Source organism: Lentzea sp. (assembly GCF_035525475.1).
GTDB lineage: Bacteria > Actinomycetota > Actinomycetes > Mycobacteriales > Pseudonocardiaceae > Lentzea.
Window position 1 is genome coordinate 31983 of the sequence record NZ_DATLEC010000237.1, and the last position, 16180, is coordinate 48162.

The 16180-nt window shown below is 71.3% G+C and carries 14 protein-coding genes; 3 read left to right on the top strand and 11 right to left on the bottom strand.

Going from position 1 to position 16180, the window contains the following annotated elements:
• Positions 1-72 precede the first annotated feature (72 nt).
• The 6 genes from VM306_RS35945 to VM306_RS35970 all read right to left on the bottom strand — a co-directional run bounded on the left by VM306_RS35945 (position 73) and on the right by VM306_RS35970 (position 5833).
• Positions 73-525 (bottom strand): MarR family transcriptional regulator, encoded by a 453-nt coding sequence (locus VM306_RS35945; RefSeq protein WP_325522976.1) that lies wholly within the window; start codon positions 523-525, stop codon positions 73-75.
• A gap of 204 nt (positions 526-729) precedes the next feature.
• Positions 730-1236 (bottom strand): regulatory protein RecX, encoded by a 507-nt coding sequence (locus VM306_RS35950; RefSeq protein WP_325522977.1) that lies wholly within the window; start codon positions 1234-1236, stop codon positions 730-732.
• 11 nt (positions 1237-1247) lie between these two features.
• Positions 1248-2294, bottom strand: a complete 1047-nt coding sequence (recA, locus tag VM306_RS35955; protein ID WP_325522979.1) for a recombinase RecA — start codon at positions 2292-2294, stop codon at positions 1248-1250.
• A gap of 147 nt (positions 2295-2441) precedes the next feature.
• Positions 2442-2636: a DUF3046 domain-containing protein gene (locus VM306_RS35960; RefSeq protein ID WP_325522981.1), complete on the bottom strand. Its 195-nt coding sequence runs from the start codon at positions 2634-2636 to the stop codon at positions 2442-2444.
• A gap of 9 nt (positions 2637-2645) precedes the next feature.
• A complete protein-coding gene (locus VM306_RS35965; protein WP_325522983.1) occupies positions 2646-3902 on the bottom strand; it encodes an MFS transporter in 1257 nt (418 codons plus the stop codon).
• A gap of 53 nt (positions 3903-3955) precedes the next feature.
• Positions 3956-5833, bottom strand: a complete 1878-nt coding sequence (locus VM306_RS35970; protein ID WP_325522984.1) for an Hsp70 family protein — start codon at positions 5831-5833, stop codon at positions 3956-3958.
• Positions 5834-5942: 109 nt separating this feature from the next.
• Between VM306_RS35970 and VM306_RS35975 the strand changes: the two genes are divergently transcribed.
• Positions 5943-10553: an ATP-dependent helicase gene (locus tag VM306_RS35975; protein ID WP_414672496.1), complete on the top strand. Its 4611-nt coding sequence runs from the start codon at positions 5943-5945 to the stop codon at positions 10551-10553.
• 391 nt (positions 10554-10944) lie between these two features.
• Here VM306_RS35975 and VM306_RS35980 read toward each other — a convergent pair whose 3' ends face one another.
• From VM306_RS35980 to VM306_RS35995, 4 genes are all read right to left on the bottom strand, one after another.
• Positions 10945-11931 (bottom strand): 1-aminocyclopropane-1-carboxylate deaminase, encoded by a 987-nt coding sequence (locus VM306_RS35980; protein WP_325522986.1) that lies wholly within the window; start codon positions 11929-11931, stop codon positions 10945-10947.
• On the bottom strand, positions 11928-12563 hold the full coding sequence (locus VM306_RS35985; RefSeq protein WP_325522988.1) for a GntR family transcriptional regulator: 636 nt from the start codon (positions 12561-12563) through the stop codon (positions 11928-11930). The genes VM306_RS35980 and VM306_RS35985 overlap by 4 nt, the downstream gene beginning before the upstream one ends.
• 85 nt (positions 12564-12648) lie before the next feature.
• A complete protein-coding gene (locus VM306_RS35990; RefSeq protein ID WP_325523004.1) occupies positions 12649-13176 on the bottom strand; it encodes a GNAT family N-acetyltransferase in 528 nt (175 codons plus the stop codon).
• A gap of 32 nt (positions 13177-13208) precedes the next feature.
• Positions 13209-13697 (bottom strand): YbaK/EbsC family protein, encoded by a 489-nt coding sequence (locus VM306_RS35995; protein ID WP_325522990.1) that lies wholly within the window; start codon positions 13695-13697, stop codon positions 13209-13211.
• A 203-nt stretch (positions 13698-13900) separates the two neighbouring features.
• Between VM306_RS35995 and VM306_RS36000 the strand changes: the two genes are divergently transcribed.
• Together VM306_RS36000 and VM306_RS36005 are read left to right on the top strand one after the other, a co-directional pair.
• The gene (locus tag VM306_RS36000) at positions 13901-14305 is read left to right on the top strand and encodes an SAV_6107 family HEPN domain-containing protein (protein ID WP_325522992.1); all 405 of its coding nucleotides are present in this window, start codon (positions 13901-13903) and stop codon (positions 14303-14305) included.
• Entirely contained in the window at positions 14302-15048 is a 747-nt protein-coding gene (locus VM306_RS36005; protein ID WP_325522994.1) for a maleylpyruvate isomerase N-terminal domain-containing protein, read from the top strand. The genes VM306_RS36000 and VM306_RS36005 overlap by 4 nt, the downstream gene beginning before the upstream one ends.
• Here the strand turns inward: VM306_RS36005 and VM306_RS36010 are convergent.
• Positions 15025-16180, bottom strand: a 1156-nt coding sequence (locus VM306_RS36010) for an alkaline phosphatase D family protein (RefSeq protein WP_325522996.1), incomplete at its 5' end; no start/stop codon positions are given. The genes VM306_RS36005 and VM306_RS36010 overlap by 24 nt on opposite strands.

Here is a 16180-nt window from a genome sequence, read left to right on the forward strand (position 1 = left end):
TCGCGCTCGATTAGGTCGTGCACGATGTAAGTTACCCGACGAGTTACCTCGTACGCGATGTGTTTCAGGCCACTAGCGCTCGGTGCCGTGCTTCACGCGCTGCAGCGCCTTGCGGAGAACGGCGATCTCCTCGAGGGTCATGCCGAGCGCACTGCCGAGCTGGTTGAACATCTCGGCACCGATCCACCGCAGGTCACGGCCCTTGTCGGTGAGCTGGACGAGCACGGACCGCTCGTCGTCGGGGTGAGTGACGCGCACCAGCAGACCGCCCTTCTCCAGCCGCTTGATCAACGGCGAGAGGGTGCTGTACTCGAGGTCGAGCTCCTGGACGAGCTCCCGGATCGGCCGCGAGTCCCGCTCCCACAACAGCAGCATCACCAGGAACTGCGGGTAGGTGATGCCCGCCTTGTCGAGGATCGGGCGGTAGAAGCCGGTGACCGCTCGCGACGTCGTGTAGAGGTCGAAGCAGAGCAGGTCGGAGACCGTGGGGGTCACAGCGGACGGCGCGTCGGGAGTGGTGCTCACGCCGTTCAGGCTACTCGGGACAAACCGGTCGAGCGGCGAAGTCGGAACCGGACGAGCCGGAACGCACCACGTCGACGGGCACGAGCAGCACGGGCACGAGCAGCACGGTCGCGACCACCGGGTTCGTCCGCTGATGCCCTACCGCCGGAGCGGGACCGCACGACGGTGGTGGAGTCGAGCCAGGCCGATCACACGGCCTGGCTGCTACCAGGGTTCGTCCAGGGCCGACGCCTCGTCGCCCGCGTCGCGCAGCTCGTCGCGCACCACGCGGTAGGCAAGGCCTTCGGCGTAGCCCTTGCGCGCCAACGCACCCACGAGACGGCGGATCTTCGTCGTCTCGTCCAGGCCGGACATGGTGCGCAGGCGTTTGCGGACGAGCTCGCGGGCCCGTTCTTCCTCGGCCTCGCCGTCGACCGCGGCGACGGCCTCGGCCACCACCTCGTCGGCCACGCCCTTGCGGCGCAGTTCCATGACCAGGGCGCGGCGGCCCAGGCCGTTGTACGTGTGACGGGAACGCACCCACATCTCGGCGAACTGCGCGTCGTCGATCAGGCCGGCACGGTCGAACTTGCCGAGAACGATCTCGGCGACACCGGCGCTGATCCCCTTGCGCAGCAGGGCGTCGTGCAGCTCCTGCCGGGAGCGGGCTCGAGCGGTGAGCAGCGCGTAGCAGATGTCGCGCGCTTTGCGCTGCTCCTCAGCCTCGTCCAACCCTCACGACCTCAGAACTCGACCGGTGCGGCGGGAACTGTCTCGTCGGCGTCGAGGGTGGCGCCGATGCCGAGCTTGTCCTTGATGCGCTTCTCGACCTCGTTGGCGATGTCCGGGTTGTCCAGCAGGAACTTGCGGGCGTTCTCCTTGCCCTGGCCCAGCTGGTCGCCCTCGTAGGTGTACCAGGCGCCGGACTTGCGCAGGATGCCCTGGTCGACACCCATGTCGATGAGCGAGCCCTCGCGGCTGATGCCCTTGCCGTAGAGGATGTCGAACTCGGCCTGCTTGAACGGCGGCGCGACCTTGTTCTTCACGACCTTGACCCTGGTGCGGTTGCCGACGGGCTCGCCGCCGTCCTTCAGGGTCTCGATGCGGCGCACGTCCAGACGCACGGAGGCGTAGAACTTCAGCGCCTTGCCGCCGGTCGTGGTCTCCGGGGAGCCGAACATCACGCCGATCTTCTCGCGCAGCTGGTTGATGAAGATCGCGGTCGTGTTGGAGTTGCTGAGCGCACCCGTGATCTTGCGCAGCGCCTGGCTCATCAGACGGGCCTGCAGACCGACGTGGTTGTCGCCCATCTCGCCCTCGATCTCGGCGCGCGGCACGAGGGCGGCGACCGAGTCGATGACCAGGATGTCGAGCGCGCCGGAGCGGACCAGCATGTCCGCGATCTCGAGCGCCTGCTCACCGGTGTCGGGTTGCGACACCAGCAGCGCGTCGGTGTCGACGCCCAGCTTCTTCGCGTACTCGGGGTCGAGGGCGTGCTCCGCGTCGATGAACGCCGCGATGCCGCCGGACTTCTGCGCGTTCGCCACGGCGTGCAGCGCCACCGTCGTCTTACCCGACGACTCCGGACCGTAGATCTCGACGACCCGGCCGCGCGGCAGGCCACCGATGCCGAGCGCCACGTCCAGGGCGATCGCGCCGGTCGGGATCACGGCGATCGGGGCACGGCCCTCTTCGCCGAGCCGCATCACGGAGCCCTTGCCGAACTGCTTGTCGATCTGCGCCAGGGCCAGCTCGAGCGCCTTGTCCCGGTCGGGTGCTGCGGGTGCCATCTGGGGTCCACCTTTTGTCGTCTGCCGTTGCTTCGTCATGTTGGACCTGACGCTACTGGCGGGGTCTGACAATTTTGCGAAGCCGGGGGTCGCGGCCACTGTAGCCGAACACGTGTTCGAGCACACGTGACACTCCGGACCGGCTGCTCACCGACGATTCTCGGGAATTTCGAACGCCTCGCAGACCGCGACCCAGATCTCCTTGGCGCCGATCCCGGCCTCCAGTGCCTGGTCGGCGGTGCGGCCGCCGAGGGACGACAGCACGTGGTCGCGGGCGATCATCTCGGCCCTGACCTGGCCGAACTCCCCCGCCATGAGTTTGCGGAACATGGTGATGCGCACCGCGAGACCCTAACCGGCGGGCCTGCGCAGCGACGCGAGGAGGCACACGACCAGCAGCGGCAGCGCGGTGAAGCCCACGATCAGCCCGAGCGCCGCGTACGACCACGCCGTCACGACGATCCCGGACACCGCTCCCCCGATGGCGCCGCCGACGTTCATCACCAGGTCCGAGAACCCCTGCGCCGCGGGCCTGTCCTCCACCCGCACGGACTCCGTCAGCAGCGCCGACCCCGCCACCAGCCCGGCGGACCAGCCGAACCCGAGCAGCGCGAGGCCCGCGGCGAGCTGCGGCGCGTCGTGCGACGGCGCCATCCCCGCGACCCCGGACGCCGCCACCACCAGCGACGCGCCGATCGCGAGCACCGGCACGCGGCCCAGGCGGTCCGCCATCCACCCGAACAGGGGGCTCGCGGCGTACATCGCGGCGACGTGCAGGCTGATCACGAAGCCGACCACGCGCAACGACGACCCGGCGTGGTTCATGTGCACCGGCGTCATCGACATCAGCCCGACCATCGCGGTGTGGCACAACATCACTCCGACGAGTGCAAGTTGCGCCATCGGCCCGAGCGTCCCCCAGACCCGCAGCCCACCGGGACCGGCCGGGCCGCCGCCGGAACAGTGCTGGGGTTCGACCGGCCGGGCGTTCCTCACGACGACCAGCGGGTCCGGCCGCAGCCCGAGCTGGATCACCAGCACGGCCACGACGAGCACGGCGGCGGCCAGCAGGAACGGCCCCACCCCCACCGGCATGCCGAGGGAGGCGGCCACCCGTCCGGCGGGATCGGCGAGGTTCGGCCCGATGATCGCGCCGATCATGGCCGCCCACACCACACGGGACAGCTCGCGCGCACGGCGGTGCGGATGAGCCAGGTCCGTTGCGGCATAACGAGCCGCGTAGTTCGCGCTGGACGCCCCGCCGAACAGGACCAGTCCCGCCAACAACAACTGCCACAAGCCGAAGCCCACGGCGACAGCGGCGACCAACGCGCCGAGAGCGCCCATGCCGTAGCCGAGGATCAACGCGGGACGACGCCCGCGCCGTTGCGCCAGGCGGGCTCCCGGCAGGGCCAGCAGCGCCGCACCGGCCACGGCCGCGGTCTGCGCGAGGCCCCCGACGGCGTCGGAACCGGACAGCGACGCGGCGATCAGCGTGCTGAACGCGAGGCCGATCGTGATCGACGCGGACCCCAGGACCTGGGTGCCGGTCAGCACACGGACGACCTTGCGCTGCACGCGTTCGACCTGCGGCGCGACCGTCACCATGATCGCGATGGTGGCACGCCTCGAAGGCGTGCCGACAGGTCCATCAGGGGCGGTTACTCACCCGGTTGAACGGACTTCTCGAAGAAATCCGCCATTTCGTCCGGCTTGAGCTCGTCGGCGTTCTCCTCGGCGTTCTTCGTGAGGATGCCGAACATGGGGCGGTCCTTGGCGGTGAACACCAGCACGCCGGTGCCGCTCGACGTGGCCGCGCGGTAGCCGCCCTCCAGGCCGTTGCCGGTCCAGTCGGCCTCGACGCGGTCGGTCTGGAACGACTTCGCGATGGCGTCGGCGTTGTTCTCGGCGCCGGTGACGCTGTCGGTGAGGATGTACTGGACCTCGTAGCCGTCGCGGATCGTGCAGCTCACGACCGTGCCCTTGATCTCCTCCATGCCGGTGATCTGCGCGGAGTCGGCCTTCTCGCAGCCACCGCCGTCGGGCACGTGGCCCGCGAGCTGGCGCAGGCACCGCGTGAAGCCCTGGCCGTCCTGGGCGGTGTCGTCCTTGCACTCGTCGGCCCTGGGCAGGTCGGGGCCGGAGAACGCGAACACCGCGCCGAGGATCACCGCGACCGCCACGACCGCGCCGCCGACACCGAGGAGGAGCTTCTTGTTGTCCTTCTTCCGCGCCTGCTGCTGCGGGAAGTTCATCGGGTAGCTGCCGCTGACGTTCGGGTTCACGGCGTAAGGCCCGGTGACCGGGTAGCTGCCGCTCGCCGAGTAGGCGCCGCTGGTGCTCGGGTTCGCGTAGGCCCCGCTGGGGTACGAGCCGCTGGGGTAAGAGCCGCTGACCACGGGGTTCGGGCCGCTGACGTTCGGGTTCACCGCGTGCGGGCCGGACACCGCGGGACTGACCGGCGCGGTCACGACCGTGGGCGGCTCGACGTACTTGGGCTTGTCGTCCTCGGGCTTCAGCGTGATCTTGGTCTTGTCCACGACCTGGGCGCCGGACGCGACGATCGTCTCCGGGTGGTCGGGGCTGGTCGGGACGATGCCGACCTTCTCCGCGATGATCTGCGAGACCAGCGGCATCTGGCACGAGCCGCCGACGAGGTAGACGTGCTCGGGCGTGACGCCGGCCCTGTGCACCGTGGTGATCAGCAGCTCGGTGGTGCGGATCAGGCTCGGCCTGATCAACGCCTCCAGCTCGCCCCGCGTGATGACGACCTTCTCGAACGGCTCCGGCATCGTCACCTCGACCCGGTGCAGCGCCGAGAGGTCCTCCTTGGCCAGGCGCAGCTCCTCGCGCAGGCCGAGGCGGGCGCGGTGGTCGTCCACCGTCGTCGGGCGCAGCAGCCGCTGCCAGGCGGCCGGGTCCTTGTGCGAGACCTCGCGGCCGATGTGCTCGAGCAGCGCCTGGTCGACGTCGAGACCGCCGACGTCGCCGAGGCTGCCGTCGGCGAGGATGCGGTGCTCCGCGTCGAGCACCGAGACGTCGAACGTGTCGGCGCCGAAGTCGTAGACCGCGAGCGGGCGGCCACCGCCGAGCGCGGCCACCGCGGTGGCCTCGGGAACGGGCACGAGCTCGCCCGTCATGCCCGCGAGCCTGGCCGAGGACAGCAGCTTGTTGCGCCTGCTCGGGCCCCACTCCGCCGGGTGCGTCAGGCGGATCTCGTCGAGCGCCGCGCCCATGAGCAGCGGCGTGACGGCTTCCAGCACGCGTGAGTAGAGGGCCGCGAGCGCGTCGTTGACCGGCAGGGTCTTGTCGCCGAGCTTCATCGTCGGCTTGTCGATGAGCCGCTTCGGGTTCGCCTCGTACCGCGACGGGTCCTGGCGCGAACGCCGGTCCGCTTCTCTGCCGACGCGCAGGACGTCGCCCTCGTCGAGGTAGACGGACGAGGGCATCGTGGGCCCCCCGTCCACGTCCACCACACCGTGGCCGGACAGCACCGCGACCGTGTTGGCGGTGCCAAGGTCGACGGACAGGATGCGCACCGTGCTCCCCTCGAAGGACGTACGCGGTGATCGTGCCACAGGGGCCATCGGCGGGTGCTCGGACCTGCGTAATCAGAAATTGTCGGACCCCGGGGTCATGATGTTCTCCATGGACGTGATGGAGGCCTTCTCACCGGCGACCAGGCAGTGGTTCGCCGGGGCCTTCGCCGCGCCCACGCAGGCTCAGACGGGTGCGTGGGCGGCCGCGGCGGCGGGCGAGCACGCGCTGGTCATCGCCCCGACGGGTTCGGGCAAGACGCTGGCGGCCTTCCTGTGGGCGCTGGACCGGCTGGCCGCCTCCCCGATGCCGGAGGAGCCGAAGCGGCGGTGCCGCGTGCTCTACATCTCGCCGTTGAAGGCGCTGGCGGTGGACGTCGAGCGCAACCTGCGCGCGCCCCTCGCCGGCATCCGGCAGGCCTCGCACCGCCTCGGTCTCGCGGAGCCGGCGATCACCGTCGGCATGCGGACGGGCGACACGTCCCCCGAGGAGCGCAGGGCGTTCGGCCGCACTCCGCCGGACGTGCTGGTGACGACGCCGGAGTCGTTGTTCCTGCTTCTCACGTCGTCGGCGCGCGAGTCGTTGCGCGGCGTGGAGACGGTGATCCTCGACGAGGTGCACGCGGTGGCGGGCACCAAACGCGGCGGGCACCTGGCGTTGTCGCTGGAACGGCTGGACGCGCTGCTGGAGCGGCCGGCGCAGCGGATCGGGCTGTCGGCGACGGTGCGGCCGGTCGAGGAGATCAGCACGTACCTGGCGGGCGGGCGGCCGGTGTCGGTGGTGCAGCCGAAGACGCCGAAGACCATCGAGGTCGAGGTGGAGGTGCCGGTCGAGGACATGACGGCGCTCGGCCAGCCGACGGGCGAGGTGTCGGGTTCGGCGGCAGGGGCCGAGCAGCGCACCTCCATCTGGCCGTCGGTCGAGGCGCGGGTGCTCGAGCTGGTGCGGGCGCACCGGTCGACGATCGTCTTCGTCAACTCGCGGCGGCTCGCGGAACGGCTGACCGCGCGCCTGAACGAGCTGGCCGAGGAGGCCACCGAGCGTGATGTCGACGCGCGAGCGCTTTTCTCGCGCGTCGATATCACGAACTCCGCTTCTGGAAATGTCTCCGAGTCGTTCCCGGCCCAGGCCATCGGCCAGGCCGGGATGACGGTGCAGAAGACCGCGTCGGTGGCCCGCGCGCACCACGGCTCGATGTCGCGGGAGCAGCGCACCGCCGTGGAGGAGGACCTGAAGTCCGGGCGGCTGCCGTGCGTCGTGGCGACGTCGTCGCTGGAGCTCGGCATCGACATGGGCGCGGTCGACCTGGTGGTGCAGGTGGAGGCGCCGCCGTCGGTCGCGTCCGGGATGCAGCGCGTCGGCCGGGCGGGCCACCAGGTGGGCGCGGTGTCGCGGGGCGTGATGTTCCCGAAGTTCCGCGGCGATCTGGTGTCGTGCGCGGTGGTCGCGGAACGGATGCGGGACGGCGCGATCGAGTCCGTCCGGTTCCCGCGCAACCCGCTCGACGTGCTGGCGCAGCACGTCGTCGCGATGGTGGCGATGGAGACGTGGACGGTCGACGACCTGACGGCGCTGGTGCGGCGGGCGGCGCCGTTCGCGGGCCTGCCCGACTCGGCGCTGCACGCGGTGCTGGACATGCTGTCGGGCCGCTACCCGTCCGAGGAGTTCGGCGAGCTGCGGCCGCGGATCACGTGGGACCGGGTGAACTCCGAGCTGCGCGGCCGGCCGGGATCGCAGCGGCTCGCGGTCACGTCCGGCGGCACGATCCCCGACCGCGGGCTGTTCGCGGTGATGACACCGCCGTCGGAGAAGGGTCCCGGCTCGCGGGTCGGCGAGCTCGACGAGGAGATGGTCTACGAGTCGCGCGTGGGCGACACGTTCCTGCTGGGCACGTCGTCGTGGCGGGTCGAGGACATCACGCACGACCGGGTGATCGTGGTGCCCGCGCCGGGTCAGCCCGCGCGGATGCCGTTCTGGAAGGGCGACGCGCCGGGCCGTCCGCTGGAGCTCGGCCGGGCGATGGGCAAGTTCCTGCGCGAAGTGTCCACGATGGAGGATTCGGCGGCGCGCGAGCGGGCGACGGCGGCCGGTCTGAACGCGTGGGCGACGGACAACCTGCTCGCGTACCTGGGCGAGCAGAAGGAGGCCACACGGCACGTCCCGAACGACAGGACCGTTCTGGTGGAACGGTTCCGCGACGAGCTGGGCGACTGGCGGCTCGTCGTGCACTCGCCGTTCGGCGCGCAGGTCAACGCGCCGTGGGCGTTGGCGATCGCCGCGCGGCTGCGCGAGAAGCGCGGCGTCGAGGTGCAGGCCGCGCACTCCGACGACGGCATCGTGCTGCGGCTGCCGGACGCGCTCGACTACGAGGGCACCGAGGTGACGGCGGGCGCCGAGGACGTGCTGCTCGACCCGGAGGAGGTCGAGCAGATCGTGGTGGCCGAGGTCGGTGGTTCGGCGTTGTTCGCGGCCCGGTTCCGCGAGTGCGCCGCCCGGTCGCTGCTGCTGCCCCGCCGCGACCCGAAACGGCGGACCCCGTTGTGGCAGCAGCGTCAGCGGTCGGCGCAGTTGCTGTCGGTGGCCTCGAAGTACGAGCGGTTCCCGGTGGTCCTGGAGGCGATGCGCGAGTGCCTGCAGGACGTCTACGACGTGCCGGGCCTGCGCGAGCTGATGGCGGACATCCGCGCGCGCCGGGTCCGCGTGGTGGAGGTGGAGACGCCCTCGCCGTCGCCGTTCGCCCGCAGCCTGCTCTTCGGGTACGTGGGCATGTTCCTCTACGAGATGGACGCGCCTCTGGCGGAACGCAGGGCGGCGGCGCTGTCGCTGGACTCGACGCTGCTCGCGGAGCTGCTCGGGTCCGAGGCGATCCGCGAGCTGCTCGACCCCGAGATCGTCGCCGAGGTCGAACGCAGCCTGCAGCGCCTGGTGGAGGACCGCCGCCCGCGGCACGCCGAGGACACCGCGGACCTGTTGCGGTTCCTGGGAGATCTCTCCGACGCGGAGGCGCTCGACCGCGGTGTGCCCCGCGAGTGGCTGGACGAGCTGGTGGCCCAGCGCCGGGCGATCCGCGTCAGGATCGCCGGTGAGGAACGCACGATCGCGATCGAGGACGCGGGCCGGGTCCGCGACGCGCTCGGCGTCGCCCTCCCCGTCGGCGTCCCGGAGGCGTTCACCGAACCGGTGGCGGACCCGCTGGGCGACTTGCTGAGCCGCTACGCCCGCACGCACGGCCCGTTCCCCGCCGCGGAACCCGCCGCGCGCTTCGGTCTGGGCGTGGCCGTGGTGACGGGTGTGCTGGAACGGATGGCCGCCACGGGCCGGTTGGTCCGCGGCGAGCTCCGGCCCGGTGGCACGCACACCGAGTACTGCGACGCGGACGTGCTGCGCCGCCTGCGCCGTGCGTCGCTGGCCCGGCTGCGGTCCGAGGTCGAGCCGGTCGAACCCGCGGCGCTGGGCCGGTTCCTGCCGTCGTGGCACGGGCTCGGCCGCCGGCTGCGGTCGGCGCCGACGCTCGACGACGTGTTCTCGGTGGTGGAACAGCTCGCCGGCGCGCCACTTCCCGCCAGCGCGCTGGAATCGCTGCTGCTCCCGTCGCGGCTGCCCGGCTACTCCCCGGCGTTGCTGGACGAGCTGACGGCGTCCGGCGAGGTGACGTGGACGGGGTGCGGCGCGCTGGCCGGGGGCGACGGCTGGATCGCACTGGCCCCGACCGACGTGGCCGACCTGCTGCTGCCCGACCTGGTGCCGGAGTCGATCCCGGAGTCGCCGCTGCACACGGCGGTGCTGGAGGCGTTGTCCGGCGGCGCGCTGTTCTTCCGCCAGGTGGTCGACCGGGCCTCGCAGTCCGTGACGTGCACGGACGCGGAGGTCGTCGGCACCCTGTGGGACCTGGTGTGGGCAGGCCTGGTCACCAACGACACGCTCTCGCCGCTGCGCGCGCTGGTCTCCGGCGGCGGCGCGGCCCACAAGCCACGCCGCAACGCTCCGCGCGGCCGCTACGCCCGCCTCCGCGCCGCCCGCCCGGACATGCCGTCGCGCACGGGCCCGCCCACCGCCGTCGGCCGCTGGTCGCTGGCGGTGGCTCCAGCCGCCGATCCGACCCGCCGCGCACACGCCCGCGCCGAGGCCTTCCTGGAACGCCACGGCGTCCTGACCAGAGGCGCGCTCGACACCGAACGCGTGACGGGCGGCTTCAGCGGCGTCTACAAGGTGCTGCGGGCCATGGAGGAGTCGGGCCAGGTGATCCGCGGCTACGTCGTCGAGGGCCTGGGAGCCGCCCAGTTCGCCGCACGCGGCGCGGTGGACCGCCTGCGCGCGCTGTCACGCCCACCCGGCCAGCAGGCGCCGAGCGACCAGGACGCGGTGGTGCTGGCCGCGTCCGACCCGGCCCAGCCCTACGGCGCCGCCCTGGCCTGGCCGGACCCGCTGGGCGAGGGCAAACACCGCCCGGCCCGCAAGGCCGGCGCACTGGCCGTCCTGGTGGACGGCACCCCGGCGCTCTACGTGGAACGAGGAGGCAGATCCCTGCTCTCGTTCACCGACGACGACCCGACCCTGCGCACAGCCGCGAACGCCCTGAGCCGAGCCGTCCGCGACGGCTGGCTGGGCCAGCTGGCGGTCCAGCGGGCCGACGGCGAGGTGGCGCTGACCTCGCACCTGGCCACGGTCCTGCAGGAAGCCGGCTTCCGCGCCACGCCGAAGGGCCTACGCCTACGAGCCTGACCCGCCACCGCGGCCCAGGCCGACCGCCCAGGGCACAACCGGTCACGCCCAGCCAAGCCACGCCCGATCGGGCCACTTCCGGTCCAGCCATGCTCGGCCAGGTCACTCCTGGTCCAGCCGCTCTCGGCCAAGCCACGCTTGCTCAGGTCACACCTGGTCAGGCCATGCCGGCCACGCCACGCTCCGTCAGGTCACATCCCGTCGGGCCACACACGGCCTGCGGCACCTGAACCTGGCCCGCCCTGTCCGACCGCCTGCCTGGCCCGCCCTGCCCGACCACCAGTCCGCCTGCCCCTGCTCGGCCCTCCGCGCTCGCTCAACCTCACCCGCCACACGTCCCTCACGCCTGGCCGGCCTCACAACCGTCCCGCACACGCCCAAGCCATCGCGGCTAGGCGGGGAACAGCGAGCTGTAGGCGTTGAGCGCGGGCTGGCCGCCGAGGTGCGCGTAGAGGACGGTCGAGTCGCGGTCGACCTCCCCCGACGACACCAGGTGGATGAGGCCCGCGAGCGACTTCCCCTCGTACACCGGGTCGGTGATCATGCCTTCGAGGCTCGCGCCGAGGCGCATCGCCTCCACAGTGGACTCGTCCGCGAGCCCGTACACACCCGCGTGGAAGCGGTCGTCGAGGAGGATGTCCTCTTCGGACACCGTGACCTCGCGGAGCTTGGCGGTGTTGTGCGCGATGCGGGTGATCTGGTCGAGGGTCTCGGCGGGCTTGGCGGAGGCGTCGATGCCCAGCACGCGGCGGTGGGTGTCGTTCGCGAAGCCCGCGACCATGCCCGCCTGGGTGCTGCCGGTGACCGAGCAGACGATGACCGTGTCGAAGAAGACGCCGAGCTGGGCCTCCTGCTGGCGGACCTCGTCGGCCCACGAAGCGAAGCCCATGCCGCCCAGCGGGTGGTCGGAGGCGCCTGCCGGAATCGGGTAGGGCTTGCCGCCGGACGCGCGGACGTCCTCGATCGCCTGTTCCCAGGCCGGTTTGACGCCGATGCCGAACTCGGCGTCCACGATGCGGACGTCGGCTCCCATCATGCGGCTCAGCAGGATGTTGCCCACGCGGTCGCTGCCCACGTCGGACCAGTCGACCCAGCTCTCCTGCACCAGCACGGCTTTCAGGCCCGCTCGGGCGGCGGCGGCCGCGACCTGGCGGGTGTGGTTGGACTGGATCCCGCCGATGGACACGAGGGTGTCGCAGCCGGTGGCGATCGCGTCGGCGACGAGGTACTCGAGTTTGCGGGTCTTGTTGCCGCCATAGGCGAGGCCGGAGTTGCAGTCCTCGCGCTTCGCCCAGACCGCGGCGCCGCCGAGGTGGGTCGTGAGGCGGTCCAGGCGGTGGACCGGGGACGGGCCGAAGAGCAGCGGGAACCTGTTCACAGTTCGTCCTCCAGGGTGTGCCAGTTCTCGTCGGCCAGGATCGCCGCCCGCGTGTGGTCGCCCCGTTCGCAGGCTTCGATGATCTGCTGGTGCTGGGTGACGGAGTGGCGGGCTGCGGGCGAGGAGAAGCGGCTGTGCTCCGCCCGGCGCACCAGCGGTGTGAAGCGGTCGATGGTCGCGGTGATCGCGAAGTTGTCGCAGCGGCGGACGGTCACCGCGTGGAACTCGTCGTCGGCGGCCAGCGCGGCGACGACGTCGTCGGCGTCGAGCGCCTTCTTGAAGGCCTTGTTCGCCTCGCGCATCGCGGTGAGGTCCTCGTCCGTCAGCCACTTCCGCTGGACGACCAGGCCGGTGGCGAGGGCGTGCATCTGCCTCACGACGACGAGGGCGTCGCGCACCGGTTCCGCTTCCAACGCGGTCACACGGGTGTACGCGTGGGGCTTGGTCTCGACGAGGCCTTCGTCGGTCAGCGTCGCGAGCGCCTCGCGCACCGGCGTGCGGGACAGGCCCAGCTTCTCCGCCAGTTCGACGTCCTTGATGGCCGTGCCCGGCTCCAGGTCACCGCGCACGATCGCCGACCGGATCTCCGCCGCCGCGCGATCCTTCAGCGTGCCATATCCAATATATTGCATATCGGCGAGAGTAAGTCCGGGATCTGCCGAGCGCAACAACAAAGCCCCCGAGTCGTGGACTCGGGGGCTTGGGGAAAACGGACGGTCAGGCCATCGGCAGCGTGCGGCCGAGCACGGCGAACGGGCGCGGGTCGCCGGTGAACTGGTAGTGCCGCAGCACGTCGACGAAGCCGACGCGGCGGTAGAGCTTCCACGCCTTGCTCGGGCCCTCGGGCGTGGACAGCAGCACGCGGGACGAGGACACGCCCCCCATCAGCCGGCGCAACAGCTCCTCGCCGAGACCGCGGCCCTGGGCGCGCGGCAGCACGTGGAGCTCGGTCAGCTCGAAGTAGTCGGTGAGCCAGTCCTCGACGACGGTGGGCGGCGAGACGACCATGAGACCGCGGCGCACCTGCTCGTGCCACCACTGGCCGGCGGCGCCGCGGTAGCCGTAGCCGATGCCGACGAGCTCGTCCTGCTCCCCCAGGGCGACGACGCAGCGCCAGTCCTCGCGCATCATGTGCGCGAGCCACATCGGGGCGCGCTGCTCGACGGTGCCGGGCGGGTAGTTCATCGCCGTCACGTACAGCGCGAGCGCTTCACCCAGCCGCGCGTTCAGCTCCGCGGCGGTCATCTCGACGATGCGCTCCAGGCGCGGAGAGGCCGTCACGACGACACCACCGCGACTCGGCCGCCCGTCAGCGCCACCAGGTCCGCGAAGGTCGTGGGGTAGACGGCGTGCGGATGCCCGGCCGCCGCCCAGATCTCCTCGTAACCGGACAAGGCCTCGTCCACCACCGTCTCGATCGGCTCCGGGTGCCCGACCGGCGACACCCCGCCGATCACCTGGCCCGTGTGCTCGCGCACGAACTCCGGGTCTGCGCGCTTCACCGCGTCGGCGCCCACCAACCGGGCGACGAGTGAGGTGTCCGCGCGGTGCGCGCCCGACGTCAGCACCAGCAACGGGGTCGCTTCACCGTCGCGCACCGCGGCGAAGAGCAGGCTGTTCGCGATCGCGCCGACCTGTACGCCCACCGCGTCCGCGGCGGCTGCCGCGGTCCTCACCGCGTCCGGCAGCACGACGATGCGTTCCGCGGTGGCCGGTGGCAGAGCGTCCGCGACCTTGCGGATTCCGGGGTGTTCGAGCGAACTCACGTAACCATCAGACCACGACTGGCGCCCACGTGGTGGGCCGGGTTGAGGAATCCATCGGCCGGGAGCTACGCTGAGGCGGACTCGAACACGTGTTCGAGTCGCACCATGCCTCGGAGGTGGGGTGGGGGAAGCACCCCACCTCCGAGAGCCGCCGGCTTCCCCTCGGCGGAGACGTCGTTCACCGACGCCACGAGGAGGCCGAGATGACTGCCATCGACTTCCCCATCCCGTTGCCACCCGCATCCGCGCTCGCGTTGCTGCAGCAGGCACGTGACTCGCTCGCCGAGTCCGAACGCACGCCAGAGCCCCCGGAGCGGTTCGCCATCGCCTACCTCGCCGCGCTGCGTGCTGCCGCAGCGGTGCTCGCCTTGCGAGGGCGGCCCCATCGCGGGCGTTCGAGGCCGACCAGCGCGTGGGTGCTGCTCGCCTCGATGGCCCCGGAAATGACCGAGTGGGCCACTTTCTTCGCTTCGTGGTCGTCCACACGGGCTGCCGTGCTCGCGGGCATCACCCGGTACGTCAACGCGCGCACTGCCGACGACCTGGTGCGTCAGACCGAACTGTTCGTGACGCTCGTCGACAGTGTGATGAATGAGGCCAAGCGGTGAACTCGCTCGACGTCCTGCGCCGCGAGGCGGACCTGCTGGCGATGTCCGCGATCGGCCAGCCACCGCACAAGGGCGTGCCCGCCTGTCCGGGGCTCAACCTCGGGGAGACCGTGCGGCACGTCGGCAGCGGCTACCGCAGAACCCTGGAGTGGATCAGGCTCGGCCGCGAACCCGAGGCCGGTGAGTGGCAGGACTACCCGGAGAAAGGGGAGAACACGCTCGACTTCCTGCGTTCGGGCGCGGAAGCCGTGCTCGCCGAACTGAGCGCGCACGACGAGACCGAGCCGTGCGCGACGTGGTGGCCCGAGCAGCAGAACTACGGTTTCTGGCAACGACGGCTCGCACACGAGACGACCGTGCACCGCATGGACGTCCAGGGCGCGGCGGGCATGGAGGTCGGCGCGGTCGACGACGAGGCCGCGGCCGACGGCGTCGACGAGGTGCTCACGTTGTGGCTGGGGCACAAGCTGGACGTGCTCGGGGTGCGGGGGTCGCGGGACAGCCTGGTCGCCATCCAGGTCGAGGACCACCTGTGGCTCACGCGCTGCGGCCCGCACGGCTCGTCGGCGTGGCGCGTCGTCAACGCCGAGGACGCCCATTTCGCCGACGCGCAGGTGACGGCGGACCCGATGACGATGTACCGCTGGTTGTGGGGACGGCTGCCCGACCGCATGGTCGAGGTGATCGGCGACCACGACGCGATCGCGCAGCTGTGGGCGCTACTGCGACTCGCGACCAAGTAGGACCGACGCGGTCTCCTCGCCCGCTGCCGACAACAGCCGGTAGCGGGCGTTGCGGCCGTCGAAGTCCAGCAGCGCCACGGAGTTCCCGAAGTGCGGACCGCTGGTCTTGCGCCAGCTCATCAGATCTTCCGGGACTCCGACGGAGGTGGCGATCCGGCGGAGCACCCTGCCCACGGCACGCGACCACGACAGCCGGAACATGGGTTCGAGCACCTTCGGCGGTTCGTTGTGGACCGGCGAGCACACGAGCTGCGTGACCAAGGCCTTGGTGGGCTTGGGGAACTCGGCCACGGCGACGTAGCTGTGGTGGACGTCGCCGGAGAGCACGCACACCGTCGAGGTGTCGGTGTTCGCGGCCTTCTCGATCATGCGGGAGAGCCGGTCGAACGACTCGCGGAACGCGGGCCAGTGCTCCAGGTCGACCACCTGCCGGATCTTCTCGGCGGCCCTGCCCTGCCAGCCCGGCCTGCGCGCGCCGACCTCGTTGATGGACTGGAAGTGGCTGAGCCCGTGCGGCATCAGCCACGGCAGCGACGACCCGATGAGCAGGTGGTCGAAGTCGCCCTCGGCGTTGCGCTCGATCCAGTCGAACTCGGCGTCGCTGACCATCTGCCGCTTGCCCTCCTCGAGGATGCGGCCGGAGCGCGTGTCGACCATGAGCAGCCGGGCGCGGCCGAAGTCGCGGCGGTAGCTCCACCACGTCGACTTGCCGCCGTCGGTCTCCCTGTCCGCCTCCTCGGCGAACTCCTCCAGCAACGGCAGCACGTCGGTGTCCTGCGCGGTCACCTTGGCGTACAGGGGATCCCTGGCGAGCTCGTCCGGGCCGAGGTTGCCGAGGTGCTGGTAGACCCAGTAGGACGAGATGGCGCCGCGGATCCTGTCGCGCCACCAGGGCTTCTCGGCCATCTGCCCGCGCCACACCTCGGAGGTGTTCCAGTCGTCGCGCACGTCGTGGTCGTCGAAGATCATCGACGTCGGCACCACCGACATCAGCCAGCGGATCTCCGGGTCGGCCCACGACTCGTGGTACAGCTCGGCGTACTCGCGGAACGACACGACCTCGCCCGCCGGTTCCGGCCGCCGCTGCGCCAACCACTCCGTGATCCGCGGCGTCGGCTCGTCCGCGTACACC